The 25,444-nt window shown below is 54.8% G+C and carries 22 protein-coding genes and 1 tRNA gene; 11 read left to right on the top strand and 12 right to left on the bottom strand.

Features of this window, described 5'->3' with window-relative positions; all coding sequences use genetic code 11:
• Nucleotides 1-41 precede the first annotated feature (41 nt).
• Nucleotides 42-557 (bottom strand): hypothetical protein, encoded by a 516-nt coding sequence (locus GWR55_RS07145; protein WP_162401655.1) that lies wholly within the window; start codon nucleotides 555-557, stop codon nucleotides 42-44.
• 92 nt (nucleotides 558-649) lie between these two features.
• Between GWR55_RS07145 and queF the strand changes: the two genes are divergently transcribed.
• Entirely contained in the window at nucleotides 650-1,072 is a 423-nt protein-coding gene (queF, locus tag GWR55_RS07140) for a preQ(1) synthase (RefSeq protein ID WP_162401654.1), read from the top strand.
• Between the two features lie 39 nt (nucleotides 1,073-1,111).
• Here the strand turns inward: queF and GWR55_RS07135 are convergent, their stop codons facing one another.
• Together GWR55_RS07135 and GWR55_RS07130 are read right to left on the bottom strand one after the other, a co-directional pair.
• Entirely contained in the window at nucleotides 1,112-1,429 is a 318-nt protein-coding gene (locus GWR55_RS07135; RefSeq protein ID WP_238398697.1) for a hypothetical protein, read from the bottom strand.
• An 841-nt stretch (nucleotides 1,430-2,270) separates the two neighbouring features.
• Complete coding sequence (locus GWR55_RS07130; RefSeq protein ID WP_162401653.1) at nucleotides 2,271-2,675, bottom strand: cytochrome c; 405 nt, start codon at nucleotides 2,673-2,675, stop codon at nucleotides 2,271-2,273.
• A 128-nt stretch (nucleotides 2,676-2,803) separates the two neighbouring features.
• Here GWR55_RS07130 and GWR55_RS07125 point away from each other — a divergent pair, with 128 nt between their 5' ends.
• Nucleotides 2,804-3,559 (top strand): SDR family NAD(P)-dependent oxidoreductase, encoded by a 756-nt coding sequence (locus tag GWR55_RS07125; protein ID WP_162401652.1) that lies wholly within the window; start codon nucleotides 2,804-2,806, stop codon nucleotides 3,557-3,559.
• 216 nt (nucleotides 3,560-3,775) lie between these two features.
• A complete protein-coding gene (locus GWR55_RS07120; RefSeq protein WP_162401651.1) occupies nucleotides 3,776-5,218 on the top strand; it encodes a hypothetical protein in 1,443 nt (480 codons plus the stop codon).
• Nucleotides 5,219-5,489: 271 nt separating this feature from the next.
• Here GWR55_RS07120 and GWR55_RS07115 read toward each other — a convergent pair whose 3' ends face one another.
• From GWR55_RS07115 to GWR55_RS07100, 4 genes are all read right to left on the bottom strand, one after another.
• Nucleotides 5,490-6,110, bottom strand: a complete 621-nt coding sequence (locus tag GWR55_RS07115) for a PEP-CTERM sorting domain-containing protein (RefSeq protein ID WP_162401650.1) — start codon at nucleotides 6,108-6,110, stop codon at nucleotides 5,490-5,492.
• A 303-nt stretch (nucleotides 6,111-6,413) separates the two neighbouring features.
• Nucleotides 6,414-7,490 carry a type III polyketide synthase gene (locus GWR55_RS07110; RefSeq protein WP_162401649.1) on the bottom strand — a complete coding sequence of 359 codons (1,077 nt, stop codon included), beginning with the start codon at nucleotides 7,488-7,490 and terminating at the stop codon, nucleotides 6,414-6,416.
• A gap of 448 nt (nucleotides 7,491-7,938) precedes the next feature.
• The gene (locus GWR55_RS07105) at nucleotides 7,939-9,591 is read right to left on the bottom strand and encodes an acido-empty-quinoprotein group A (protein WP_162401648.1); all 1,653 of its coding nucleotides are present in this window, start codon (nucleotides 9,589-9,591) and stop codon (nucleotides 7,939-7,941) included.
• Nucleotides 9,588-10,358 (bottom strand): c-type cytochrome, encoded by a 771-nt coding sequence (locus GWR55_RS07100; protein ID WP_162401647.1) that lies wholly within the window; start codon nucleotides 10,356-10,358, stop codon nucleotides 9,588-9,590. The genes GWR55_RS07105 and GWR55_RS07100 overlap by 4 nt, the downstream gene beginning before the upstream one ends.
• A gap of 207 nt (nucleotides 10,359-10,565) precedes the next feature.
• Between GWR55_RS07100 and GWR55_RS07095 the strand changes: the two genes are divergently transcribed.
• Nucleotides 10,566-11,819: an MFS transporter gene (locus GWR55_RS07095; protein WP_162401646.1), complete on the top strand. Its 1,254-nt coding sequence runs from the start codon at nucleotides 10,566-10,568 to the stop codon at nucleotides 11,817-11,819.
• The gene (locus GWR55_RS07090; RefSeq protein ID WP_162401645.1) at nucleotides 11,816-12,994 is read left to right on the top strand and encodes a glycosyltransferase; all 1,179 of its coding nucleotides are present in this window, start codon (nucleotides 11,816-11,818) and stop codon (nucleotides 12,992-12,994) included. Before GWR55_RS07095 ends, GWR55_RS07090 begins: the two co-directional genes overlap by 4 nt.
• A gap of 33 nt (nucleotides 12,995-13,027) precedes the next feature.
• Here the strand turns inward: GWR55_RS07090 and ispG are convergent, their stop codons facing one another.
• A complete protein-coding gene (gene ispG / locus GWR55_RS07085; protein WP_162401644.1) occupies nucleotides 13,028-14,260 on the bottom strand; it encodes a flavodoxin-dependent (E)-4-hydroxy-3-methylbut-2-enyl-diphosphate synthase in 1,233 nt (410 codons plus the stop codon).
• Nucleotides 14,261-14,324: 64 nt separating this feature from the next.
• On the opposite strand from ispG, the gene GWR55_RS07080 reads away from it, so the two are divergent.
• The 4 genes from GWR55_RS07080 to GWR55_RS07065 all read left to right on the top strand — a co-directional run bounded on the left by GWR55_RS07080 (nucleotide 14,325) and on the right by GWR55_RS07065 (nucleotide 18,199).
• Nucleotides 14,325-14,401, top strand: a tRNA-Arg gene (locus tag GWR55_RS07080).
• A 1,323-nt stretch (nucleotides 14,402-15,724) separates the two neighbouring features.
• Entirely contained in the window at nucleotides 15,725-16,318 is a 594-nt protein-coding gene (locus GWR55_RS07075) for a hypothetical protein (protein ID WP_162401643.1), read from the top strand.
• A gap of 802 nt (nucleotides 16,319-17,120) precedes the next feature.
• Nucleotides 17,121-17,318: a hypothetical protein gene (locus GWR55_RS07070; protein WP_162401642.1), complete on the top strand. Its 198-nt coding sequence runs from the start codon at nucleotides 17,121-17,123 to the stop codon at nucleotides 17,316-17,318.
• A gap of 659 nt (nucleotides 17,319-17,977) precedes the next feature.
• The gene (locus GWR55_RS07065) at nucleotides 17,978-18,199 is read left to right on the top strand and encodes a hypothetical protein (RefSeq protein WP_162401641.1); all 222 of its coding nucleotides are present in this window, start codon (nucleotides 17,978-17,980) and stop codon (nucleotides 18,197-18,199) included.
• A 245-nt stretch (nucleotides 18,200-18,444) separates the two neighbouring features.
• Here GWR55_RS07065 and GWR55_RS07060 read toward each other — a convergent pair whose 3' ends face one another.
• From GWR55_RS07060 to GWR55_RS07045, 4 genes are all read right to left on the bottom strand, one after another.
• Nucleotides 18,445-18,741: a hypothetical protein gene (locus tag GWR55_RS07060; protein WP_162401640.1), complete on the bottom strand. Its 297-nt coding sequence runs from the start codon at nucleotides 18,739-18,741 to the stop codon at nucleotides 18,445-18,447.
• A 112-nt stretch (nucleotides 18,742-18,853) separates the two neighbouring features.
• Nucleotides 18,854-20,419: a radical SAM protein gene (locus tag GWR55_RS07055; RefSeq protein ID WP_162401639.1), complete on the bottom strand. Its 1,566-nt coding sequence runs from the start codon at nucleotides 20,417-20,419 to the stop codon at nucleotides 18,854-18,856.
• A gap of 329 nt (nucleotides 20,420-20,748) precedes the next feature.
• Nucleotides 20,749-21,177 carry a response regulator gene (locus GWR55_RS07050; RefSeq protein WP_162401638.1) on the bottom strand — a complete coding sequence of 143 codons (429 nt, stop codon included), beginning with the start codon at nucleotides 21,175-21,177 and terminating at the stop codon, nucleotides 20,749-20,751.
• A 71-nt stretch (nucleotides 21,178-21,248) separates the two neighbouring features.
• Nucleotides 21,249-21,998, bottom strand: coding sequence for a Crp/Fnr family transcriptional regulator (locus GWR55_RS07045; RefSeq protein ID WP_162401637.1), 750 nt, complete (start codon nucleotides 21,996-21,998; stop codon nucleotides 21,249-21,251).
• A gap of 266 nt (nucleotides 21,999-22,264) precedes the next feature.
• Between GWR55_RS07045 and GWR55_RS07040 the strand changes: the two genes are divergently transcribed.
• Both GWR55_RS07040 and GWR55_RS07035 read left to right on the top strand, forming a co-directional pair.
• The gene (locus GWR55_RS07040) at nucleotides 22,265-23,134 is read left to right on the top strand and encodes a hypothetical protein (RefSeq protein WP_162401636.1); all 870 of its coding nucleotides are present in this window, start codon (nucleotides 22,265-22,267) and stop codon (nucleotides 23,132-23,134) included.
• A gap of 596 nt (nucleotides 23,135-23,730) precedes the next feature.
• Nucleotides 23,731-25,395, top strand: a complete 1,665-nt coding sequence (locus tag GWR55_RS07035) for a Na+/H+ antiporter (RefSeq protein ID WP_162401635.1) — start codon at nucleotides 23,731-23,733, stop codon at nucleotides 25,393-25,395.
• The last annotated feature ends 49 nt before the right edge of the window (nucleotides 25,396-25,444 follow it).

The raw sequence follows: 25,444 nt of genomic DNA, 5'->3' as shown, positions 1-25,444 counted from the left end.
CAATCATTCCGGGCGGTTTTCGGACACCGGGAGAAGAGAGATTAGAAGGCGTGAAGGGGCTTGGCCTGGAGGATCTCCTCCACTTCCTGGAAGCCGTCGGGAAAGGCGAAGTTGTAGCGCGGAGGGAGAGCGAAGACATAGTGCGCGTTTCTGCCCAGCTCAGAAGGCGGGATCGGCGCGGCGCTGACGATGAGATCCTCGTTCCACTGTGCAAGGGTAAAGACCATGATGGGGATGTCCTGCCGGGGTGTGGATACTGTCCAGCGCGGATCGCGAAGAATGATCTTCGGCCCATGCTCCTTGCGGGGTGGGTTCGTCTGGGTCGTCCCGTCCCACGTTTCCGTATGGACGGTGTAACCCTTCCAGTCGGCGGGAAGATCGAATCGGAAGCCGTACTGCTGGTTCACGTAGATGGGGTTGGATTGCTTTGCAGCAGTCGGAGCCGCTGGCTGCTGCGGGGCCTTCGAGCATGAAGAAAGGATGAGCACGGCCGTCAGCACGAGCGGGGCGGGGTGCAAGTTATTCGTCTTGAAGGACCTGCGGGTGATAAGTCTCATGCCTTCCTATCTGTCGACCGATGCTGTGGCAAAGCGCCTTGTCTTAGGTAATCAAGACGCTCCGGCCTTCGTAAACCCGATAAAATATCCCTATGAGCAAGCAGCAGAAAAAGACGACCGGCTATACCGACGACCATGCCGCAGCTGGACTCGACACGAAATTTCCCGAGATCGAAACCTGGCCGAACCAGTTTCCCGCCTACGAGATTCTTATTGACGACCCTGAGTTTACCTCGGTCTGCCCCAAGACCGGGCTTCCAGACTTTGGTCGGATCACCATCCGGTACATGCCGCGCAAACGCTGCATGGAGCTGAAGTCCCTGAAGGAGTATCTCTTTACCTACCGGAATCTCGGGATCTTTCAGGAGAACATCGCCAACCAGATTCTCGAAGACGTCGTTAAGGCCACCGATCCCGTCTGGGCCATCATCGTCGGGGACTTTCGTCCACGAGGTGGAATCTCCACCGTAGTCGAAGCACGCTATCCCCGAACGAAGGCCATGCCTGCGAAATAAGTAAAGGATCCCATGCCATCATGGTTCCTCCGAACCCCGCTATTCGCTGAATGGCACTCCGAAAAGCAAAAGGGCCGACTTCGGTGGTCGATGAACCTCGCCCACTGTTCCCGTCGCTTTGTTCATTTTCTTCCAGACCTCAAGAGCAGGCGCGTTCATATACAGCACTCGTGCGCGTTCCGTCGTGTCTCCTTTTTCGACGTAGATGCTGATTGTTCTGAGCAGCTCTGTCTGATCCGAATCGACAAGGTAAGGCCACATGCTCACTGACGGCGAGTTCTCCGTCTCCCGTAACTCTTCTGCCGATTGTTCCAGGATGCTGTAGTTCAGCGGCACGATCCCTCTTAGTTCAGCCATTCGGCGCGATCGGCCTGCGATGTGAAAACGTTGTCATCGCGCATCCAGTAAAAGTAGCGCCAGCAGTTCGTACATTGCAGCGGAACCAGGTTTACCAGTTGCAACATCCTATCGAGCGAACGCGCAGGGGATCGCCGGAATTCAATCGAGGTACACATAGGGCACACGGGTTTCGCATACAACAGACGCGATATCTTTCCAGGCCAGTTTCGGGGTAACTGTTTGATCGGCATTGAGTTCCTTTCAACAGACGGCTCATGGACCTCGCTCAAAACGAAATCCTTGAGAAGGGATCCTAAGCCATATACGGTGCCATGGGATTCGATTGCTGGTGTAAGCTGTCGCGCTGATTGCCAACTGAATTCAAGACCGGGTTCATGGTCGAAGTCTCAAAATATGGTTGTCAGGGGGAGCAGTCCCAGTAAAGAAAAATGGCCAGCGAACCCGACGAAATTTATTGAGCCTCGGATTTCAAAGGGGCATTCTCTATAATCTGGTGCTCAACAGGTCTTCCGTCCTCAGACAGCGCCGACGGTGGTTTTTCGCTGTCTTTCTCTTGAGCGACAAAGCGAGGGATGGAACGAGCAAGGTGCTTCTTAACATCGGTATTCCGAGGGATACTCATGATGACTCCAGACGAACAGTTGTGTGCTTGAAAGACACTCGTCAGGAGCAAAGCTTTGAGCGCTGAAGGCGAGAAAGGAGTTCTAGATTGACTATACGCCTTATTGGCGATAGCTGCTTTGCGTGATCGGTCCAACGCTCTCGAGCCAATCTTTACACGACTCGCATGTCGTTAGGGCGTATAGCCATGATGCCGCATGAGCGGGACAAAGCACATTTACTTCCTGGCGAACGACCGTACCAGCACCACCATGTTCCAGACATCTTCGTCTTTGGCGCGTGCTTCCTCTTCCGCCGGCATCGCTCCCTTTCCATGCCGGATGATGTAGAACAACTCGCCGTCTGTCAGGTCTTTCAAAGCCTCTGGATCGGAGTAGCTCCTCATCTTGAGCTTCATGTCGACGGCCGCTCCCCCTTTGCCGTCGCCGCTTTCGCCATGACAAAGAGCACAGTCGTAGCCGTAGATCTTTTTCGCGCGGGCCTGGGACTCCGGGGTGGGTTTGAACGGATTCACAGCACGAGCAGCATCAGCGGGGATGGGTGCTACCGGCGCGGGTGAAGGAGCAGGTTCTTGCAGTAAAAATAGAGACAGGAACAACGTCCAGCAGACAAAAGGCGTCATCGAACGAGCCTCCTCATATTGCCGCGCCAAATCCTATACCTCAGGCGCTGTTCTGGGAAGCTTAATCTTCGTTCTCTCGTCGCCGCCTGCTTGCGTCACCTTCGTTTCCGATCGGAGACAATAGCTCCATGAACGTCGCCATCGTTACCGGAGCCGCGCAGGGAATTGGCCGTTGCACCTCTGAGATGCTTGCCGAGGCAGGGTATGCCCTCGCCCTGATCGATCGCCAGCCATGCTCCTCGGTTGCGCCAGCCGCCGAGCGCGAAGAGTTTATGGGAGACATTACCGACGATGGCTTCGTGCGGCACTGCGCCGAGACCGTGCGGAGGCGCTGGGGCCGTGCCGATGTTCTGGTCAACAATGCAGGAATCAGCTTTATCGCCCCTGCTGAAGCGGTTTCGGTCATAGACTTCCGCCGGGTTCTTGAGGTCAATCTTGTAGCGCCGTTTCTGCTGTCACAGGGGTTTGGTGCCCTGATGCTGCAGCAGGGGCAGGGAAGTATCGTCAACATCGCCTCGATCGCAGGTATAACAGGGATCGCGAACCGCTCCGCCTACAACGCATCGAAACATGGCCTGATTGGACTGACGCGCACACTGGCCGCGGAGTGGGGCGCCCATGGCGTCCGGGTAAACGCGGTCTGTCCGGGCTGGGTGAAGACCGAGATGGACCATGTGGACCAGGCGGCCTCTGCCTACACGGATGAAGACATCATCGGGCGTGTCCCGATGGCCCGCTTCGCTACCCCTGACGATATAGCGAATGCTGTGCTGTTTCTTGCCGATCCGGCCCGCTCGGGGTTCATCAACGGACATACCCTGACGGTCGATGGCGGCTGGACGGCCGATGGTTCCTGGCAATCTTTGCGCCTCAGCCATCGCTAGCCAGGTTGGCTGAACTTGAGCCGTCCCAGCGCTGGTTCACAAAATATTCTTAAGCTCCCTTGCGAAGTTCCGCGCACAAAGCATATAGTTTCTGCGGTTCAGACACGAGGCTGAACGGAAAGCTCTTCCTACCGGCATCCAGCCGCTCCCCCCTCCCCCCCCTTCCAAAATGAATGCTTGTCCTGGGCCTGTTCTGAAAGACGAAAGGCGGACGTTATGGACGAAACCAAGAAATCTACCCTCTCTGCTTTTGAAATCCAGCAGACCGGCGAGGCAATTGAGAAACTCTCAAGCGACCCAAAGGCATTTTCCAGCGCCTACGAGGCTTTTCTCGCAGGCGATGCAGAAAAGTTCGCAGCCGCTCTCGACAAGGTCGGAATCCGGCAGGACTGCCGCTGGGTCTGCCGCTTCTTCTGTCGCAAACGCTGCATCGGTGTCTGCAGAAAATTCTGTCCGCAGACGCCTGCAGGTGAAGTCAATACGCAGGAGATCCTCGACTTTGCCAAAGCCGTCGGTCCTCTGTTGCGCAAACCCGACTTCGTCGAACGCTTGTTCGGAATCATTCAGTCCGGAGATGTCGAGCACTGGGGCGAAGAGATCAAGCGCAACAAACTTGAACGATTCTGCTACCAGCTCTGCATGATTCTCTGTGCCGAGAGCTGCCACAAACAGTGCATCCGGGTCTGTCCTCCCGATCCGCTCATCACTCGCGTCGGATCGATTCCAACAACACAGGTAGACTCACAGGGCTTCGGCAGTGGTCCCAGCATCCCGAACTTCTACGTTCCATCTCCCAATCCAGCAGCAGGAGTTGGCGACCACCCTTTTGGGGGCATGGTGTGGCTTATGGGGATCTTCAACATGCCCACTGCGGTCGAGTATCTGGTGGAGGTCTCCAATACCCCCAACTCCGGTTACAGCCCAATTCTGGTGGGACCTCAGGGAGGTTACGACCAGGTGCCGCCGCAGCCGCCACCCCCGGTTCCCCCAGACCCCTTTATCATTCCGCCGCCATTCCAATACTTCCGCACCCGCAGTCAATCCACCGGGGGTGATCCGGGATGGTTCCGCATCGACCAACTTACCGACTCTGACGGCGGTCGAACCACCACGGGTGAAAAGACCCTCCTGATGTGGCCGACCTCCACCCCCGACGGAGTTTTCTATCTGCGCCTGCGTGTGCGCGATGCCGCCATGAACACCCGTGTCAGCAGTCCACAGGCGGTACGGCTCGACAACACCGGCCCATTCCCGTTGCCTCGCCCAACCATCAGCCTGCAGTTGCAAAAGCCGGATGGTACCCGTGTACCTCTCAAGTGCGGGAAGGTCAGGAAGGGAGACGGCCTCATCCTCGTTACCATCCAGGCCTATGACCCCAATATGAGCTCCGTCAGCGTAACTGCTCGCGGCAACTCCGGGCTCTCCGTACCGGTCGTGGACACCTCGTCTACGCCCCTGTCGAAGACGTACAACGGCAATACCGCCGACCAGGGCTACGTTGTTCCCACAGAATTTCTGTGGGATCCGTGGAGCGATCCCAATATCGTACCGTGTTGTTATCTCGTCTACGTGGAGATTAATGACCGGACCATCACCAACAACAGCTGGAGCGGCGGCCACTACAACGCCGGATGGGAAGCAATTGAGATCGGTATCTGAGAGGAGATTGTAGCTAGGTCGTTTTATTGTTGCCTGTCTGAGGGAGAGAGTCTTCAACGCTTCCCGATAGCAGTGCTGGAGCCAATCCATGGAAGCTCGGGGGGCGGCATCGTCTGAGGGCAAAAGAAGAAGGCCAGCTTTAAGCTGGCCTTCTTCTCCGTACGGTCGCTGCTTTTAGAAGAACCCCTCCAGCGCTCCCTTCCTTGCAGGAAGTATTGGAGAGGTTCTTTATTTCAGTGGATCAGATACTACAAGTCACAAACGACTTCAGTTAGACGGAACGAGAGACACGACGGCGAACCATACCGGCCAGGGCCAGAACACCGCTTCCCATCAGAGCAAGGCTCGATGGCTCGGGAACTGCCGAAGCGGCCGAAACTGCGGAGGCCGAGAACGTAGTCGAGGTCTGATCGCCAACCAACTGCGAGGTGAAGGTGAAGCTGGCAGGGCTGTCGTCGTAGTTGACGGCGCCGGTTCCGCGGAAGAAACCATGTCCGGTTACGTCGAGGCAGTTGCCGACGGTGCATCCAGTGACGTTATTTACGAACTGTGCGTTGTAGTCAGTCATAAAGAAGGCGAAGGTCTCACCGTTCTGGCTGACGGTGAAGAGCTGCACCGGAGAGATGGCAGGGGGAACTTGATTCGCCCCCTGGGAATAGGGCAGCGTCCCAGAGAGGAAGTTGATGGGGGTACCATTGGTGAGATAAAGCGCGAATGTTCCGGTGGTAGAACCTGATCCACCATCAACTCGAGCCTCCCCAAATGTAATGGTGTTTGAGGTGAAAGAATCACTGCCGGTAGCAGCAAGAGCACCGGTAATAGAATCAGCTTTGGCGGCACTGGGGACAGCGATTGCTGCAGCCAGCGCAAGAAGGGCGAGCGGTCTTAGCATAGAAAAGGTTCCTCCAAGAAAAAATGCGGCATCGAGCGACCACTCTCCATATATGCACTTACATAGCCAGATACTTACAGTTTTTCCACAATCTATTCCGCCCGACGCTGTAAGGAGTTAGTCCGCCAAAAACAACAGAGCGCCCGAAGCACAGGGCGCTCTGTGTGCAGCTTTTTGCAATGATTTTTGGGAAACAATAGGAACTTTTTTACCCTTCAGCTGCGAAAACAAATGCCACAAGGGTAGGATGAGCACCTCTTTTGAGGAAATTCGTGCAATGAATTGAATGAATTTCCAGCGGTTTTACCATTGAAGGAGCAACAGTTCCGAGCAGAATGCCGGTCCCATTGCGCCCATCATGCTGTAGCATCCCGGGCTGCCCGGCCGGTTGTAGAGATAATCCTGCATAACGGTAAGGACTGAAGCCGAGGAGAGATTGCCGCGCTGCCGCAGGCTGTTCCACGATGCCGCAAGTGCACCGGGAGGAAGACTCAGGCTGCTTTCCATGGCCTGCAGAACCTTCGGTCCGCCGCTATGCATGATGAAGCTGCAGATCTGATGCATGTTCATGTTGTTCTCAGCCAGGAAGTCCTCAACGGTATTTTTCAGCTCGGCGTTTACCAGGTCAGGCACCTCCGCCGACAGAACAATGTTGAAGCCGGTGTGGTTGATATTCCAACCCATCAGGTGCTCGGTGTTGGGATAGAAGGTGGACTTGGTTGCCACAACCCTGGGGCAGGGCTCCTGGACGCTGGTGGGCTTTATTCCGTGGGGAGTCTCCTCTCCAGCCACGATGACTGCCGCAGCGCCGTCGCCGAACAGTCCGGAGGCGACAATCGCCGCCATCGAGGCGTCTCCTTCCTGCCAGGTGAGAGAGCATAGCTCGACCGAGAGCAGGATGGCGTATTGCTTGGGATAGGCACGAACGTAATCGACTGTTCTGGAGATGCCGGCCGCACCAGCCACACAGCCCAGACCAAAGATCGGAGTGCGTTTGATGTTCTTGGGGAAGTTCATCAGGTTCACGAGCCGCGCGTCGATGCTGGGGCAGGCGAGGCCGGTGACGGAGGTGAAAAAGATTGCCGAAATGTCGGCAGGCTCCAGGCCAGCCTGATCCAGAGCCTTTTGAACCGCCTGCTGTCCGAGTTCGACAGCACCTTTGATCCAAAGATCATTCATCGGTCCGAAACCGGACATCGTACCCAGCGATTCCAGCGGGTACATGATGTGCCTGTAGTCGACACCGCAGTTGCGATGAAGACGGTCCATAATTTCGGGCATCGCCAGTTTGTCTTGCATTCGCTCTTTCAGAGCTTCTGTAATGACAGCCTGGGGATAGCGATGGGGAGGATATGCCGTGCCAACAGATGCGATGCGCATAGATAGAAACCTCTTCGGAAATAGGTCGCAGGGGCCGATAACAATCAGCTGTTTCTAGGTATTGGCAGTAGATGATGCAAGCCTGTGACGAGGGGCTGGCGAAAGGGTAGAGCATTCCAGCACACAGGCGAAGCCGAAGGGCAACAACACGAGTATAAAACAGCGAAAGGTTGCCCAAAAGCAAGCAAAAATTGTTTTTTGCAAAACTAAATCGAAATAACCGTTTTTGAAGCCAATACCTGGTAAGAGATTGCCGTTCTCGAACCATGAACCTCATTTGTTATGGGAAAAGCTTAGCCGCAAAGAAAACAAAGGCCCATACCACCTTTCGTGCATGCGCCTGCACCTTAAGGGAGCACGAGGAATCCCCATGTCGGGTGACTCCAGGGAATGCTTCTTCGTGCAAGCCTTTTAATAACTAAAGGTCAATTTATCAGTATTTTAAGGTTTATTTTCCATCCAGGGTCAGCGCGTAGAGGGTATCTCCGGCGCCCACGATGATGTTCTGTTTGTTATCAAGTACCGAGGTCGACGGTCCATTGCTGACGTGATGATCCAGCTTCTGCGACCACAGGATTTTTCCTGCAGTGGCGTCAAACGCTGCCAGTCTGTCGGAATCCCCGGTGAAAAGCAGGCCGGCGGCTGTCGTCAGAATGCCGCCGGACATCCCTCCGCCCTCTGCGCCTCGGCCTTTAGGAATGTGTTTCCACCGCACGTCGCCGGTGAGAACGTCGAGGGCGATCAGCGAGGAGTGGGTATCGAAGGCGCCGGAGCTTCCTCCGCCGTATCCTTCGGGCTGCGGCGAGGTGTCGTAGAGGTAGGCCACGCTGTAGCCTTCGGTTGCATTCACGTAAAAGAGCTTTGTCTGCGGACTATAGCTTGGCGGGGGCCAGTTTGTAGCTCCGTTGCTGGCTATATCCACCATGGAGCCGTCCACCTTAGGCTCCTTGTCGGGATCCGGGATTGGCTGGCCGCGTTCATCGATACCCTTCGACCAGTTGGCAGTCTTTGTAAAAGGCTTCGAGACGAGATACTTTCCGTTAGTGCGATCCAGCACGAAGAAGTACCCGCAGCGCGCTGCCTGCGCCAGCAGTTTTCGTGGTTTGCCGTCGATCTCCATATCGAAGAGCACCGGAGTCTCCACGTTATCCCAGTCATGGGTGTCGTGCGGGGAACCCTGGAAGTACCAGACCATCTTGCCTGTATCGGGGTTCAGCGCCACGATCGAATCGGTGTAGAGATTGGCTCCCTTGCGGCCCTGGCCTGCAAAGACCGGATTGGTATTTCCCGTTCCCCAGTAGATGAGGTTCAATTCCGGATCGTAGGTTCCGGGTAGCCAGGTCATACCGCCGCCATGCCGCATGGACTGCTCGTTCGGCCAGGTCTCGGAACCGGGATCGCCCATCTTCTGGGGTTCGCTCCACCAGCGCCACTGCATCTCGCCGGTATCGGGGTCGCGTGACTCCAGGTAGCCGGCGACATCCATCGCGTCGCCACCGACGCCGATGATGACGTGATTTTTTACGATGACGGCCGCCATTGTGGTGAAGTACTGGAGCTTCTCGTCGGCGACCTTCTTGCGCCAGCGCTCTTTGCCGGTCTCCGAATCGAGAGAGATAAACCATCCATCGGGAGTGAGGAAGTAGATCCACTTTCCGTACATTCCGACTCCGCGCTGGCCGAGCACGTGGCCACCATGGTCTTCAAAATCGAAACGCCACTTCTCTTTGCCGGTTCGGGCGTCTACGGCAAAGACGTGGTCAGGGATGGTGAAGTACAGAACGCCATGGACCATCAGGGGCGTCGATTTGATGATCAGAGGGCCGCTGCCGCGCAGGGGTGGAATGCCGGTGATCGTGTACTTCCACTTGATCTTAAGGTCCGTGATGTTTTGCTGCGTGATCTGCCGGATCGCACTAAAACGTCGTCCCGAGTAGTCGCCGTTGTAGGTCGGCCACGTATCCGCAGGCTGATGAAACAGTTCCAGCGCAGTGGGATTGAGTCCGGATGGAGGGGGCGCCTGCTGGGCGATGGATGCAGTGGCAGAGAGTACGGCGACAGCCGCGAGTTGCGCGAATTTTGTAAAAAAGGGCCGCTTCATTTCAGTGTCAGCAGATATCGGGTGAGGTTGTGCAGATCGTCGTCGGTGTACTTCGGCAGCAGGGCGCGATGGCCCTCCAGCTTGTCGGGGATGCTGACCTTTACGGTGTCTGTAGGCCAGGTCGTTGTGCTGCCGTTGCTGATCTTGAGGGTCGTATCGAAGTCGTCATAATGCTCAAGCACGCCGGTCAGCGCTTTGCCATCGGGAGTCGTAACGGTCGCCTGGCGTGGACCCCGGTTCTCCGGCCAGGCGATCCGCGCCAACATCGCTGCCGGTTGCGAGTACTTCGCGCCAATTTCTTTCAGATCGCCGGTCGTGGAATGGCAACTGGCGCAATGGGCGGCAAAAAACTGCCTGCCCTTCTCAACGTTGCCGCTGGTCATCTCTCCGCTATGTTTGTAGAGTCCACGATTGGCCGCAAGCTCGATCTCCATGTGGAGATACTCGGCGATATCGGTGCGCTGGGTATCGGTCAGTTGCGCGAAGGAAGGCATGCCGCTTTGTGGCCTGCCTTCCTTGAGGAAGGGGCCGATCTCTTCGCCTGCGTCGTCGTGCAGTACGAGCACAGAGCGGACGAGGTTTGGTCCGATGCCGCCGCGAGCCTTTGCCCCATGACAGGCCTGGCAGTTCTGCTGGTAGAGGCCCTCGCCTCGCTTTGCTGCCGCTGCGTCGGGCACGCGTCCAAGGCCAAGAAAGATATGGGAGCGATCCGGCTGACGGCCATTCTGCTGGGGTTGCGAATGCAGCTCAGGTTCCTGCGCCGCCATGACGGGTGGCCCGTGAAAGATTGCGATAGCTGAGGAAAGACACAGCAGGCTCCCGACTGCCAGTAAACTTCCCGATATCTTCGAAATCAATGCGTCCTGAGCCCTTTCGTTCCGTGTTCGCCACAGTATAACGATCAGAATGGCCAGTCGTCGCGGGGCGGCCCTTGCTGGAGGCGGGAGCTTGCCGTCCCTGCTATCCTTCGAGCGATGCCATCCGCCACCAAACCCTCTCAGGTCCGTGCAGTTGCCGGAGCGACTACGGCCCTTGTGCTGTTGACTGCGTTGAACTTCGTCAACTATATCGACCGATACATCCTTCCGGGCGTGCAGGAGCAGATCAAGGGCGAGTTCCACCTTACGGACGAGCACATCGGGACTCTGACGTTCTGGTTCATGATCGCCTACATGCTGACCTCGCCTATTACGGGATGGCTCGGCGACCGTTTTCCCCGCAAGCCCATGATCGTTGTCGCGGCGCTTTTCTGGAGCGGCATCAACTTCTTTACGGCATCGGTCACGAGTTATGACTCGTTGAATCTGCGGCACGCTGCGCTGGGAATTGGTGAGGCCAGCTTCGGCATCTTCGCCCCGGCGCTGCTTTCGGACTTCTATCCTCCGGAGCAGCGCAACCGCGTCCTGACCATTTTCAATGTCGCCATTCCGGTGGGAGCAGCGCTGGGTTATCTGGTCGGCGGCGTCGTCGGAGAACACTACGGCTGGCGGCATGCCTTTATCGTCTCTGCCGTTCCCGGAGCGATCATTGCATTGCTGATCCTCTTCTTGATGAAGGAGCCTGAGCGCGGGGCCAGTCAGCACGAGAAGGCGAAGCTGGAGAAGGGAACTGTCCTAACCCTCATTAAAAACAAGGCTTATCTCGCGTCGATTCTTGGCTATGCCGCCGTTACCTTTTCGCTCGGCGGAATCTCCTGGTGGATGCCGTCATTTCTGCAGCGCGTCGATGGACGGTCACAATCGAATGCAGCCTTCCTGATGGGGGCCGTAACCGTGGTTACCGGTCTGCTGGGCACGATCACCGGCGGCGTGATCGCGCAACGCTGGTCGAAGAAGACTCCGAAAGCGCTCTATCTGGTTCCTGCGATCAGCGCTGCATTGGCGATTCCGCCAGCGTTGGTCTGTTTCTTTGGGCCGCACAGCATGACCATTCCTTCGCTCGCGCTGGCCATCTTTCTGATCTTCCTCGGTACCGGGCCCGTCAATGCGGCCACGATGAACGCGGTTCGGCCTGAGGTGCGGGCGACGGCAATGGCTGGACAGCTTCTTGTCATCCATGCGCTGGGTGATGCAATCTCCCCGCGCATCATCGGCGCGGTTAGCGACCGATCGACGCTGAACCTGGGACTTGGTTCGACGCTGGTGACGCTTCTGCTTGCTGCCATCATCTTCTTCGCAGGAGCGCGGTACGCTCCTCCGCTGTCCGAAGATGCTCCTGTCGTCGCATGATGCAGCTGGCTCACGCTCTTGCATGGCTCCTTGCGTTCGCATGGATATGGAAGGCGGTCACGGCAGCTTTTGGACTGCGGCGTATTCCAGATCTGCGCGATCCGGAATTTGATCGCCAGCCTGCAGGGAATCCGGCTGTCACGGTCATCGTACCGGCTCGCAACGAGGAGCAGGCGCTTCCGGGCGCTCTGGCATCGTTGCTTGCGCAGGACTACGAGAATCTGCGGATCATTGCGGTCGATGATCGCTCGACCGATGCGACCGGAGCAATCATGGATGAGCTGGTGCGGCATCATCCCGATCGTCTGCGTGTCCTGCATATTCGCAAGCTTCCGACAGGCTGGCTGGGCAAGCCGCACGCGATGGCGATGGCTGCGCGCCATGCAATCGCCGTCGATCACCCGGAGTATATGCTTTTTACGGATGCGGACGTCTTCTTTGAGCCGCAGGCAGTACGGCGCTCTCTGGCGCAGGCTGTCGCGATCGGCGCAGACCACTTTGTGACATTTCCCACGCCCCAGATCAAATCCATCGGTGAAGGCATGTTGCTGGGCTACCTGGGCGTGATGGGGCTGTGGGCGACGAGGCCATGGAAGGCGTCAGATCCGAAAGCGAAGCGGGATTCCATCGGGATCGGCGCATTCAACATGCTGCGCACGGCAGCCTATCAGCAGCTTGGAGGGTTCGAGTCGCTCCGTATGGAGATCCTTGAGGACCTTACGCTTGCGCGCAGGGTGAAGGACGCTGGCCTGCGGCAGCGCGTGGCGATTGCTCCCGGAATGGTAAGCCTGCACTGGGCCTCCGGGGCGATGGGAGTAGTTAACGTGATGACCAAGAACCTCTTTGCGGTTTTTCGTTTTCGTATCGCACTGGTCCTTGTCGCATGCCTGGGACTGGTCATCCAGTGCCTTGCCCCCTTTGTCTTTCTTTTCATTCCAGGGACGCGGGTTGCGGCTGTCCTCACGCTTCTGGCGATCGCTGTACTCTACCGACTTTCGTCGCGGCACTCCCGAATCCCTGCGCTTTACGCAGCATTGTTTCCCGTGGGAGCTGCACTGTTCCTGTATTCGCTTCTGCGTTCAGCGTTTACGACCCTGAAGGCAGGAGGCGTGATGTGGAGAGGAACCTTCTATCCTCTCAAGGAGCTGCGCAAAAATAAAACGCCCCTGCGATAAAGCAGAGGCGCATGGAGCGAACCTGAGATCAGGTTATGCTTCGACGAGCACTTTTCCATAACGTTTTTCGACATAGTTATCGAGAATCTCCTGAAACTCCTCGACGATGCGGTCTCCGCGAAGCGTGGTGAAGAGCTTGCCGTCGACGTAGACAGGGGCCTTGGGCTCCTCGAAGGTGCCGGGGAGGGAGATACCGATGTTGGCATGTTTGGACTCGCCGGGTCCGTTGACGATGCAGCCCATGACAGCGAGCTTCAACTCTTCGACTCCGGCGTACTGCTTCTTCCATTCCGGCATCTGCTCGACCAGATAGCCCTGGATGCGCTCAGCGAGCTCCTGGAAGTAAGTGGAGGTGGTGCGGCCACAGCCGGGGCAGCTGGTCACCTGCGGCATGAAGCTGCGGATTCCGAGAGACTGAAGGATCTGCTGGCCGCAGCGAACCTCTTCGGAACGGTCGCCGCCGGGAGTAGGCGTAAGGCTGACCCGGATGGTATCGCCGATTCCGCTGAGGAGCAGCGGAGCCAATCCGGCGGTGGAGGCAACGACGCCTTTCATGCCCATGCCGGCCTCTGTCAGACCGAGGTGCAGTGCGTAGTCGCAGCGGTTTGCCAGCTCCGTGTAGACATCGATCAGGTCGCGAACGCCGGAGACCTTGGCGCTGAGCACGATCTGGTGGCGGCGCAGACCGTAGCGTTCGGCAGCGGCAGCGTTGTCGAGCGCGGAGACGACCATCGCCTCCATCATGACATCGCGCGCAGGAAGCGGGTTGGAGGACTTCGAGTTCTCGTCCATCATTTTGGTCAGAAGAGCCTGATCGAGCGAGCCCCAGTTGACGCCGATACGGACCGGCTTCTGGTGCTTGACGGCCACCTCGACCATGGTTCGGAAGTTGTCGTCGTCCTTGCGACCGATGGAGACGTTGCCAGGATTGATGCGGTACTTGGCGAGCGCCTGGGCGGTGTCGGGATACTTGGAGAGCAGCAGATGGCCGTTATAGTGGAAGTCACCGATGATGGGGGTGTTCCAGCCCTTCTTCGCGATGCCATCGATAATGTAGGGAATCGCTTTTGCGGCCTCATCGTTGTTGACGGTCACGCGAACCATCTCGGAACCGGCACGGGCCAGGGCGGCGATCTGTTGAACGGTGCTTTCGACGTCTGCGGTGTCGGTATTGGTCATCGATTGGACGACAACGGGGGCATCGGAGCCAACACGAACATTCCCGATCTTTACGGTTACCGCATTACGACGCTGTATCTCAGGCATAAACTCTCCACCCTTAAGTCTAGCACCCGCAGCAAATGCAACGCCGCGATACACTAGGCAATAAGGCCCGGTAGCTCAGTTGCATAGAGCGGCGCACTCCTAACGCGAAGGTCGCAGGTTGGACTCCTGCCCGGGCCACCACTAAACACAATAAATACGCTGGTTTATTGGCTCCAAGCTAAAACGTTGAACAAATGAATTTGGCAAATCTGCCACTTTTCTGCCACCCCTGGGATGACATCATCCTGGATGATTCGGCATATACAAATATGCTGAATCATGGAATGCCCTTGGCCGTAGCATTAGGCGACAAGCCGCGTGGAGGTGATGTCGACAGGCCCCGGCCCAGTGGCGACCTGTGAGGAGCTCGATCCCGGACATCCCCGCGTGACGGGATGGGGTCTAGTTAACCGAGGTTTTCAATGAACCCGAAATGATCTCCTCGGCGAGCAACTTGCTCTTGCTTCCGTTGATCATCAACGGAAGGACCGTAAACCCGAACTCTCGGCACAAATACTCTCCGGTAGTCTCGTCCTGCTCGACAGGCTCATTGTTTTGTGCAAAGCTCTCGAAGTAGCCTTTGATCTCTAGCTTTATGCACGATTCAGTCTGCTACGCGCAAAGCCGCGTGGTGAGCAGAACAGGACATACAACCAGTCCAGCTTCCGTTACGCTTGCGGCTAGATGCACAGGGAGGCACTAATGACGAAATCCCGAATCTACCCGCACCACCAAAATAAAGATGGGTCTTACGAGTCGATTTGTCTGACCTGCTTTTTGACCATTTCTCACGCAAATACTGAGACCGAACTCAAACTCCAAGAGGAAGCTCATCTGTGCGCTCCTTCTTTAGTCTCCAAACGCGCTGACTACAAACGAGAGCACTTGAATTTTGGCGTGATGCACAATGTCTGATACCCGGGCGACAACCGGGGCCTCAACCGAGATCGCCGGTGCGCTTAGCCATTCGAAGATATCCTGGGTGCCGGCAGATCCGCGGGGGAGCACGAATAGCGAGATCCCGAATGTATCCGCACCGCCGGAACACGATGGACTTACGTTTCGATTGTCCGACCTGTTTCGTCAAAGCTCCCCATGCCTAAGAAGAAGAGAACTTACCGATCTGGGGATTTATCGCGGTTGAGCATGCGCATGGCCGAGCGTCGAGCAGAATCAAATTGAGCTATTTAGCTCAGTCATCGGCCTGCATTGTCTGGAACAATAGAATTCGCATCCAGGTGTTTGGATATGACCCCGAGGTCGCCATTCCGTTCCGTTTTGTTAATCGCTTCATTGCTGTTATGCATGGGACCACACACCCTAGCCGATCCGCAACAAAGACGTGGTTTCGTTCCGGTGGCAAATGAGCCCCTCAAGACGGAACAAATCGTTAAGAGTCTCGTCAAAAGGAATCTGGAGCAGGTTCGGACACTCCATGGGTACCTAGGAACGCGAACGTATCGGGTGGACTACCGCGGCTTTCCGGGCGTACGCACCGCGGAGATGATCGTAGACGTAAAGTATCAATCCCCCGGAATCAAGGAATTTACAATTCGATCTGCGACTGGATCTACGATTATCATCAACAAAGTTTTTAGGAAGCTCTTGCAGGCTGAAAAAGAGGCATCGTCTACAGAAGCTCAAAGGCGCACCGCTCTAAACAGTGACAATTACAATTTCACGCAGATCGGATACGAAAACGCACCCTCCGGGCTCATGTATGTCCTTGCCGTAGAGCCGAAAGCAAAAGACAAATTCCTTTATCAGGGGCGGATCTGGGTGGACGCAGCAGATTTTGCAGTAGCCCGTTTAGAGGCGCAGCCCGCAAAGAACCCCTCGTTCTGGACCAAGAACGGCGTGATCGAACAGGTGTATACGAAAGTCAGTCAGTTTTGGCTTCCTGCACGTAACCACAGCATCAGTGAAATCAGACTGGGCGGATCTGCCGAATTGACGATTCACTATAACGATTACCAGATCTTGGGTGCAGAGGGGATCAACAACTTGCAGATTGTGGAGTCGGCGCACTCGACGGATACTGCAAGCGCGCAGCGTTAGTTTAATACTCGGAAGATTTGATGCTGGCGATAGCATCTGATTTGAACACAGATCCTACCGAAACTTGTGGCTGGCCACCTTCGCTTCGCCATGGCGATACCGGATGTGAGTCCAATCCCCAATGCGCGAGAGCGCAGGTGCCCTCTACTGCTTCGTCCGGCCACCGTGAAGTTGGATCTTGCACTCACGTACACCGTGCAGCACAGCAATCTCGTTTTCGAACCCTACCTTCTGACAACAGGGCGGCAGTGTGGAACTATCAGCGCAGATTTATCGTGACTGGGGTGCTGCGAACATTCCGGAACGAACGCTGGCGGCGCCGCTGATAGCGGCGTTGGACTCAGCATGGTGATTGCGATTCCTGGTATTCCATGAGGTGTCAGATCGCTGTTCTCCAGGACCTTGTGGGAACCCTCGCCGGCCTTGGTCTCACTGATGAATATCGGCTCTACCTGCACCTGTCGTGCTTGGTAGGGATCCGCATCACCGCGGCGATACTCTGCCGTGACTTCGTCAAGGTATCCTTTCAGCGGCGCATCGATAGAGTGGTATGGGGTAGCGTGTCCCCTTGTATATCTGTTGACAGAGTCGCGCCGCCTCTGCAAGGACTCAAGCGGTCGAATGGGAATCGACTGCATCTGAATCATGTTGTTCGCACGATCCTGATCCATATTTGAGTCCTAACGCACAAAGCGATTGAAGCGTAGAATGATAGATGTAATGTCTTCCTCGTTGTCAGCTGTATCGCTTCGCTCCTGACGAGTGTCCTTCAAGCACACAAACCGCTCGTGATGGAGGTTGCATGGGTTTTCCCAGAAACACAGATGTGAAGAAGCACCTTGCGCGTAAAGTTCACCGCACTGCCCCGCAGCTCGCACCTGAGCGTCTTATCATCGCTGACGAGCTGGCTACCCCGGTAATTCCTCCGAAAGCGAAGGCAATTGAGCTTCCGATAGGGGCTGGGCTGCGAACGGTCTTGTCGGACGGAAGCGTGGGGTAGATGAAATCTAGAATTGCTGATCCCCTGTAAGAGAGAGGGCTTCGAGATCCTAGGATTGCTAAGTGAAACGGTCAGGGTGACATCACCTTGGCCGTTTTTGCTCCTCAACAATAGTGCTTGTGCTTCAGGGGACAGGAAGTGGTGGAAAGACGGCAGGGGGATATGAGCGCGCCAGTCCGCTCGGCTCACGAAAAACCGCCCTACCCACATAGGCAGACTATCAGTCGACACACGTGGCCATTGCTAGATGCCGCCCCTTAGGGCGGCAACGCAGACACTTTCGATTCCACCCTTCAAGTGAGTTCAAGTCTAGGCCGCGCGGGGCTTCTGGTCTCCAGTCTCTGCGCGTGCAGGTCTTACCGGAGAGTAAGCACGGTGCATTCAAATGCGCTCCATTATCGACGCCCACACCCAGCCGATCCACCAGCTCGCCACCCAACCATCCAGCAAACCAGCGCGACTAAGATGGCAGCGAAGGACAGCCCCGGCGCTCCGAGGCTCCGGTACTTTGGCTCGTTCGCGCCGGATAACGCAACTACCGGCACCAGCTTAGATAAGAGCGTAAGATCAAATCAATACGTATTTCTCGCCTCCAGCAGTTCATTGCTTCTCGCTCCAGACGAGCACCTTTTAAGTAAGCAACCTGTTCTGGAGTAGATATGAGCTTTAACAGGAAATCCGATGTCCATAATCACCTCGCTGCCTCTCGGAAGCACTACTCGCTGCTCACTGTGATGCCACCGAGCGAACCGAATGCTACGGATCACCCCGCGACCGATGAAGACGTTGTGACGGACACGGCAACTGAATCGTCGTTTGTCATCGGTAACACACCAAAGCCACATATCGTGCTTCCGGGATCGGATAAGGAAAACGCATGAAGGCATGCTCTCTCCTCCTTCGCTCAGGTACTCTCCTTCCTGGGGCTTTCAGTCTTCCTGGACGGCCTATTTATGACGGATGGGTATCTATCGACTCTGAGAACGCGCAAGACGTAGACATAAAGGTCCGCGCTCAAGGCTGGCACTTCATGTGGCTTACGCTAACCTCTTCTGGGGTGGGCGTCGGACTGACACCGGAAGTGGCTATCAAAAAAGCGATGCGCTCTGGATTAGATCATCTCAACTCACGCTTCAATACCGCGGAATTGATGAATGTCGTTCTCAAGAAGTACCCCGGCTTTCATGTCGCTCACGTCAAACTCGCTTCCAGACATGTTCAGGAATGTGCATCGCTCGGATTGGTGGATGAAGCTGCGTTTCGGCACTTTCCGGCCGCCGCTTCCTAGCAAGTCGGCTGAGGAGCGTGGATATTTCGATTCAACCTTTGACTTTGCCTTTTGAAAAATGAGAATGCTCACCGCAGGAGCATTTTGAATATCCCGCACTTCCTGTGCATTCTGCGCAACGATTGTGTAGTTCAAGGATTGAGTTTCGGGAATAGAAGATCCGCTGGGAGTCACCCGAACATCGGATCTCGCCTTCGGTATGCCTTTCAGCGGATAATCAAGATATATTCGACGCCGTCTTCGCTACTTACCGACCCGGAGTGTGCGTGAGTTGAGTCAGACCGGAATGTGTCTTCGGCCGCGGCTCCCACACAGGAGATCTGAGTTCAGGCATCGCCTTGGCCTGAAAAATTTTGCGAGTCTGGCTCGCGGTCCATCGCGCCCATTTCTTTGCTTTCTTACGGCGGGCGCTGTCTGTTGAGATGCCAGTTCCCGCATACATTTGTCGATAGAGCTTCGACAGCAATACAAATGCGACACGCGCACGCAGCGTAGGCGTACAGGCAGACCTCTTCCAAATAGCACCGAACTCATAAAACCGATCCCAAACTTCCTGGGTGCGATCACGGATCTCCTCAGAAGTCATAGACGGGTGGGGTGTAAACATCTTCGGGCGTATTGCTGTAGGAATCAACCAGTATCGCGTGATGGGAATACCGGCTATCATCCGCGGATCAGCAGATTGCTCCTTCTCCCACCGGCCAAAATCGACCGTACCAGGAAACGGTGTCATCATCACGAATTGTGCAAACGTCACATCTGCTTTGAGAGCCAACTCCACAGTGGCATCAAAGGTACTCGGCTTGTCTGTTGGCAGACCGAAGATAAATGATCCCAGAACATGTAGGCCATGCTTTCGGAATGTCTGTAGCTGCTGAACCAACCGATCGCCGGAGTAGTTGAAGTCTTTGTATACGGCCTTCAGCCCTTCCGGTGTGACCGCCTCAACGCCCACGAGAGCGCCCTTGATGTTGGCCCTTCGCATAGCATCCAGATACTCGGGATCTTCAGCAGACTCCATCGTGATCTGCGTAAAGAACACCATATCCTTTGGCAGCTTTGCCAGTTCTGCCATCAATGCGAAACGTTCGTTTCGAGTTTGCAAGAGAAATTCCACGCGCTCGAGGTTGTTCTGATCGCGCGCCAGCCTCAAATCCGTCAACGTGACGGGATAAAAGTTGTCATCTGCCAGTGCAATGAATCGGAAACCTCTTCGCCTGAGATCTACGATCTCATCGATCACGCTCTCAAAGGGTCTTTGCCGGGGTTTCTGCCCGTCCGTGCGCCACACAGAGCAGAACGAACAGTGCTTCGGACATCCGCGAATGGTCTGCACCGAAGCCCACATGTACTTATCAGTCTGCATTAGGTCCCAGCGAGCCGCTAGGAACTGATCACCCTCAAGCTTTCCGCCTTCGTAAATTTTGGCAGCACATCCTGCCTGAATGTCGCGCAGCAGCCTACCCCACGCTACGTCACCATCACCCTTCACTAAAGCATCTGCCCAGCCGCGCTCAAATGGCTCTTCGGGAAAAAGGGTTGCGTGGATGCCTCCATAAACCACCGTAGCTCCGCGCTCATGTGCGAATTTTCCGACCTGATAGCCACGTAACGCATTTCCCGTGTGCACACTGATGCCAACTACATCGCCACCATGAATTGTGTTCGGATCGAGTTGTTCCAGTGATTCATCCACCAATATCGGATCGCCCATCGAAGCTGGCGTAGCGGCTGCCAGGACAAACAACCAGCGGGGAGTGATCACAGCGGTTCCAAAGGAATTATCACTAGGATTGATCAGGTGTACAGACATCGTTCTGGCGTCCTCTTCTCTCATGCGGTGGTCTGCAGGCAAACCGGATCGGTTAAACGTCGTCTGGCGAAGGTTTGAATACCTTCTCACACAATCTGAATGGACTGGAGTGAGGCGATGGCCTGCTTGTCGTGCCGACCAGGATCGATTTCAAGCTCGACGATTGCGACGTCCTTCAGGTTAAAGAAGTATTCCTCAACCTCAGTAGTGCTTTGCGCATGTGTTACCTCTCCACCATAGGATGAGATTTCCTCTGTTAACGCCGTAAGGGACCGGAGTCATTATTTACGCGCCACCGGTCGATCAGAATCTGATAGGCTGACCTTTCATCATCGGGCGATTTGACTTGATAAGGAAGATAGATGTGATCTGCTCGTTTCACCGGTATGCCTCTCTCTGTGGGTTACGGTCGTCATGATCTCTAATAATGAAACGACACCTGTCCCTTTTTCATAGAACGCATCAGCAATCACTCCATACGGAATTTGGACGCCCGAGTAGGCACCACTCATTGCTATTACTCGAATTGCTGAAAACCGACGACGAACTTCCGCGAGCAAGTCAAAGCCGGACATGACCGGCATATTGAGATCAGAAAGGAGAACATCTGGAATCTCGTTTTCAATATCGCGCAGCGCACAAAGGCCATTTTCAGCCGTTCGGACCGTGTAGTGAAGCTCGGCGAAGATCTGCGACAATGATGCTCGAAGCGCTATTTCATCATCGACTATAAGTAGCTTTAATTTCACATCGGGCATCGCGAACCTCACAGGGGCATCGAAAGATTCCTCTATGCCTACTATTCCATCGCGTTCTTATTCGGTACTGTTCACTTTTGCTCATGTCGGCTGCGGCGAATGGATTTGGTATGGATGCGCACAGCAAGCGAGGTTGGCGCATTTTGAGCATTGTGATCCGGTAGCCGATCATGTAAGACGATATTCAACAGCGATTTATGAACGCGAATGCGGCCATTGTATTCAATGAATCCCAGCGTGCGAAAACGGTTCATAAAGAAGCTGACGCGAGACCTGGTCGTTCCTATCATCTCTGCCAGAGTTTCTTGTGTGATTGGCGGAATCAACATCTCTGGCTCGCCAGGTTTCCCGAACTCTGCCATCAGTAAGAGAATCCGAGCGAGACGCTTTTCACTGGAGTTGAAAAGCTGATCGACGAGGTCGGCCTGCGTTCGCATGCTGCGGGCAAGCAGGAATTTCAAAAACAGGTCAGAAAAGGAATGTTCCTCATGGATGACCCGAATCATCTCTTCTCTTCTGATTTTGAGAGTTGTACATGCCGTGATGGCTGTTGCCGTAGCCATGCGCAGCCCACCAGCCCCCGCAAGCGCCTCTTCCCCAATGAAATCACCGGCAGATAAAAGTGTGATGGTTGCTTCTTTTCCTCTGGTTGAAACGACGGTAAGTTTTGCCCGGCCTTTCTGCAAATAAAAGATTGAATCGGCAGGATCGCCTTGAGAAAAAAGGGTATGCTTCGCTGTCGTCTGAACAATCTTTCGTCCTAAACCAGACTTCATCAGAAAGTCGGCTGCGCTAAAAGAGGCGTTCTTTTGCTCCGTCATCTGAGTCTCCTTCCCTGAGATGGCTTACGTCGAATCATTCAGATAATTGACTACCCTCAGCAACAATTACTTACCCCGTGCTCCATTATAGGGATCGCATCGGGATAAGACACACTCGTATGTGACATGCGACGAAATAGTCATACCGGGATCACTTCTTTGAAATGGATTGCCCAAGCGATCAAATTTGACCATTCATTCGCCGTCCTTTGGGTAGATAGTGATTAAGAGTGCGCTCGATCGCTTGTTTTTTAGGAGGAAACCTAATGGAAATCAACTTTCATCACATGCTCGTGATTGTTGCGTTTTGCATCTCCCCGCTTTGCTCTATTGGTGCCCAGGTTTCCAACGCCAACTCCAATTCGTCGTCATATAAAAGCAGTTCACCCTCCGGCGATATTTCTCCAGTAACTGAGCAAAAGTGCCAACAACTACTTGTTGCAGCCCATCGACGCAATGTAGAGAATTGCAGGCGGGGAAGTTCTCCTTGTGATTTAGCGATGCTAAGCGGACCTGAGACTATTGCATTAGCCATTTCCAACCACCAGCGTAACGTAACAGCGTGCATGGACGGATACGAGCCCTGTAACCATGAGATGCTAACGCCTAAAGAAGCACAGGCTATCGCAGAAGCAGAACGGCAGCACAATATATCCCAGTGCAGCAATGGGTGGAAGCCATGTGATCTCTCCAGGCTGAATACGCAGGAGAGAAGTGCCACTGCTGCTGCTGACAAACAACGCAAAATCTCCGATTGCGTGAATGGAATCGACTCGTGCGATCACGTGAGTCTTACCAACGCTGAAGCTACTTCGGTATCCGAGGCCCGAAATGCGCGCAATTTCTCTGCGTGCACCAATGGTTGGACTACGTGTGACCGTTCCAAATTGACTTTGCAGGAAGAACGCGTCGTAGCGCTTACCGACCGTAGGCTCAATTACTCGGCGTGTGAGGACAGATCTGTAGCTTGTGATTACTCTTTGTTGACCAAATCCGAAGCCAACCTTCTTCAAGGTGCAGAGCAACAGCGCAATTTCAATGCCTGTAGAACCGGTTACGGTTATTGCGACCTATTCCGGCTGACGGAGAGGGAAGCTCACATCATCGCCGCAAAATCACAATCGGCTATCAAATAGAGAAGGTTGTGCGTCATATGATGTCGGGGTTCCAGTTCAATCCTCCGGGGTGATCTTGAGAGCTGATTAGTCCATCCTGAATGGACGGATTGCGCTAACCAATGTCGGAACAACGCGCCAAGATCGCTCAGCATTCGCTTGAACATCGGAGGGCGAACGCGAGATCTGCTCTTCATACAAGGTCGGTCGCCAATTTTATCGCGCATCTACTCTGCCATCGAGGTACTTTCGCGGAATGCATTTGGAAAATTGAAAAATGCAGGTCAGGTGGTCGCAAAAACTAAATAAATGGAACGGGCCCCTGAAGAGCAGATCGAGCTTCACAGAGCCGGGGACAAGGATCATATCCGGGAGACCAGTGGGCCTTTGGGAGATATTCGTATGTAGATCGGTTCGGCCGGATGGGGCGGCACCATCAAGGAGAGACGAGACGGCTTGCTGAATGCACTCTGCAGCAAAAATCTCCCGTTGTTGCCACGACAGCAAATAGATCAACCGCGAAAGTGGGATGATGAAAGTGATGCTTCCGGAGAGGAAGTATCCGTGTTCTTGAGGGCATAGCATCCGATCGAAAAACGCTGTCGGGGGAGCGAGCCATGAAGCTAGTCACGATTAGTCTAGTTCTTCTTTCCTTGGTTTCTCTTTCCGGAATAGCTTCGTTGGCTTTTCGTATTCCACTGCCACTGCTGCAGGTTGCGTTCGGGATTGTGCTGTTTACACTCTTTCGAATTCACATTGCGATCGAACCCTCATTATTTCTACTTCTTTTCATTGCTCCGCTACTTTACGTAGATGCCTATCAGTTTCCGCGCGCCGAATTTTTTCGCCTGCGCCGATCCATTCTCGTCATGTCGGTCGGTCTCGTCATCTTGACCGTGCTCGGTGTCGGATACTTCGTCCACTGGATGATCCCGACTGTACCGCTGTCGGTTTGTTTCGCGTTGGCAGCGGTTCTCTCTCCAACTGATGCAGTCGCGGTAACGGGTTCATTGCGGGGAGAGGCAATCCCTGCACGTCTTCTCTATCTCCTACGAGGAGAGGCACTGTTCAATGACGCCTCTGGTTTGGTTTGCTTTCGCCTCGCTATTGCGGCAACGCTTACAGGCAGCTTTTCAGTAGCTGCAGCTTCCCTTACATTCTTGATCGTATCTGTTGGCGGACTAGCCGTCGGGACTCTTTTGTCGTACATCGTGATGCGATTTCAAATATGGATGGAAAAGAGCACTAGATCACATTCAACGGCGCAAATCCTGCTCACATTGCTCCTACCATTTGCCGCATATGCATCCGCGGAATATCTGAAGGTTTCAGGTGTTTTGGCAGCAGTAGGGGCAGGTTTTGTCGGGAAATGGGTGCTGAAAGATATCCGCGCCATTGAGACGCGTCTTCAAGGCGAAGCGATCATGGGAATGATGCAGTTCTCCCTCGAAGGCTTGGTCTTCGTGCTGCTTGGTATCCAGCTGCCACCCATCATTCAGAGCATACCTTCGGTTATTACGCAGGAAGGATTTCGTACTGCTTGGGTATTTGCTGAATTTATATTTGGGGTTACAGCGTTCCTTCTTCTTTTGCGTTTCGTTTGGACCTGGTCTGCTCTGCAACTCACGCTTTATAGTGGGCAGCGAAATGTATTGACATACAAAGGTACGGAGACAACGCGAGCTCCGGCACGTACCCTTATGGCCATGTCCCTGGCAGGGGTGCGCGGCGCTGTAACGTTAGCTGCCGTTTCATCTATTCCCGCAACGCTAAACAAGGGCACTCTGTTCCCCGCTCGTGATCTCTGCATTGTGATCGCAGCGGGTGTGGTACTTCTCTCTCTGCTCTTAGCTTCCATCGCGTTACCACCCATGATGAAGGGAATCGAAGTCCTTCCGGAGTCCGCGATCGAGATCCAAGAGCGTACCGCACACATCTCCGCGAATCGAGCTGCGATCCAGCGAGTGGATGAGTTGCAAGAGCAGATGGCACAGGGGAGAAACCATCAGAGTGACTCCATTGGTGCAGTCGTAGCCGTCATAAACAGTTATCAACAGCGTCTGGCGGGATTTGAGAGTACAGGCACAGAACGGGCACAACTTAAAGCGCTTCATAGCACGGAACAGATGCTTCGCCTTGAAGCTGTCCGTGCGGAGAGAACTGAGATCAATCGTCTCATCCGCGAACATAGATTGGAACAGAGTTCCGCACGTAGAATGCTGCGTAGAATCGACAATACGGAAGCAGCGATTCAGAGCAGCCTAAGCGATCAACGTTCTTAAGGTATCTGTCGTATAGGGAACCATCGTATGTGCAGCTTAATATGCCACT

It is taken from the genome of Edaphobacter sp. 12200R-103, from assembly GCF_010093025.1.
Taxonomy (GTDB): domain Bacteria; phylum Acidobacteriota; class Terriglobia; order Terriglobales; family Acidobacteriaceae; genus Edaphobacter.
This window is presented reverse-complemented; position numbering and strand designations above follow the sequence as displayed.